Origin of the sequence: Streptomyces sp. NPDC005574, from assembly GCF_040605435.1 — a bacterium.
Taxonomy (GTDB): domain Bacteria; phylum Actinomycetota; class Actinomycetes; order Streptomycetales; family Streptomycetaceae; genus Streptomyces.
The window spans coordinates 1-1,592 of the sequence record NZ_JBEXCW010000310.1 but is presented as its reverse complement, the minus strand read 5'-3'; the positions used below and the strand labels follow the sequence as shown (position 1 = coordinate 1,592).

The following is a 1,592-nucleotide window of genomic DNA, read 5'->3' as shown; positions in this document are numbered from 1 at the left end:
GTCCAGGTCGCCGGTGACGGTGTGGGGCACGGGGTGCAGGGCCCGGTGAAGCGCGATGGACAGGTGGGGGCGGTGGCAGACCAGGGTCAGGGGGATGCCGGTGGTGTCGCGCAGGTGCAGGAGGCACTCGAGGCGGCGTGCGGTGAGCCGGTGGGCGCGCAGGACGGTGAGCCGGGCGGCAGGCAGGGCGGCGATCCAGGCGGTGGCGGCCTCCCACGCGGGCTGTCGGCCCGCGCGGAAGCGGCCTGGCAGTAACGGCGGTTTTCCCAAGGCTGCGAGGAGATCGTGGGCGAGAGCGGTGTCGCTGGTGGTGCCCGGTCCGGGGTGCAGGGTGATCCGGCCGACGGCGGGATCGTGGGCTGCCAGGGCGGTGTGAGTGTGGGCGACGTCGTCGTATCGGTCCATGACCAGGGCGACGGGCGGCGAGGTACGGCGGGTGGCGTTCATGCGAGGCGGCTGAAGGCCCAGCGCAGCAGTTCCTGATCCACCACGGAGCGTCCCGTGCGGGCCAGGGCGGTACGGGCATGGGCGGTCAGTTGCGCCCACGCGCGGAAGTTGCCGTGCGCGGCGTGCTGGTCGGCGAAGGCGATGTCGTCGGGGTCGGCGTCGGCCCAGACCGGGTGGAACAGCGGAATCACCTCAAGGACCTCGGCGGGGGTGAGGCGGGTGAAGTGCTGCCAGATGAAGACGCGGGAGGACAGCATCGGTTCGCGGCGCAGCACGGTGTGGCATCCCTCGCCGCCGACGAAGATGATCGCGAGCTGGGTTGAGGGTTCGTCCCAGAGGTAGCGGAAATATTCGAACGCCTCCCCGTTGAGCCACTGCGCCTCGTCCACCAGGAACGTGCGGGGGCGTTCGGCCAGCGCGGTTTTCAGCAGCCGGTCGAACTCACTGGGGTGGCGCGGTGGTTCGCCGGCCAGGTCCAGCGCGGTGAACAGTTCGTAGCGCACGGCGCGGGCGGTGGGCCGGGCCCGGAAGGTGATCTTGCGGACGTCCTCGCCGGGTTCGAGTTCACGCAGGCAGGTGTTGACGGCAAGGGTCTTGCCGAAGCCGGCGCCGCCGTGGATGCACATCATGGCGCGGGCGGCGACGGTGTCGGTGATGTTCTCCCGGGCAGTGAGCAGAGCGCGGGTGGTAACCACGGAGGCGTCGGGTAGGTCGACGTACTGGTAAGTGGCCGCGGTCACGAGGCGTCTCCGTCTTTGTCGGTGGTGAGACGTGCGGCCCGCCCGTCGGGGCCGTCCGGAGCGGGAGCGGAACCACGGCCGGACGGGAGCGGGATGGGCCGGTCTGGTGTGGTCAGCGCGGCCAGGGAAGCAGGGGTTCGCCATCCGGACGGCGGCGCGGCGGGCGGGATGAGGTCCGGCAGCGACAGCTGCGACAGGTCAGTGTCGGTGCTCTGGGCGAGTTCGGCCTCGGCCTGCGCGGTAGTCAACGCACCGAGCCGCTGAGGTGCGGCGGGCTGGTTCACGGCGGCGTAGCGCTCGCGCTGGGAAGCCTCCAGATCCTTCTTGAGGCGGCGGGTGCGGGCGGCCCGTGCTCGCCGTACGGCGCTGACCTGTTCCTCGGTGGCCCGGTCGGCCAGATCTGCG

At 71.5% G+C, this 1,592-nt stretch carries 1 protein-coding gene and 2 pseudogenes; all 3 read right to left on the bottom strand.

What is annotated here, in order from left to right; all coding sequences use genetic code 11:
• Positions 1-447 (bottom strand): annotated as a pseudogene (locus ABZT03_RS44400) (hypothetical protein); the annotation flags it as partial.
• Positions 444-1,187 (bottom strand): ATP-binding protein, encoded by a 744-nt coding sequence (locus ABZT03_RS44395; protein WP_356050021.1) that lies wholly within the window; start codon positions 1,185-1,187, stop codon positions 444-446. The pseudogene ABZT03_RS44400 and the gene ABZT03_RS44395, both read right to left, overlap by 4 nt.
• A pseudogene (locus tag ABZT03_RS44390) lies at positions 1,184-1,592 on the bottom strand (transposase); the annotation flags it as partial. The pseudogene ABZT03_RS44390 and the gene ABZT03_RS44395, both read right to left, overlap by 4 nt.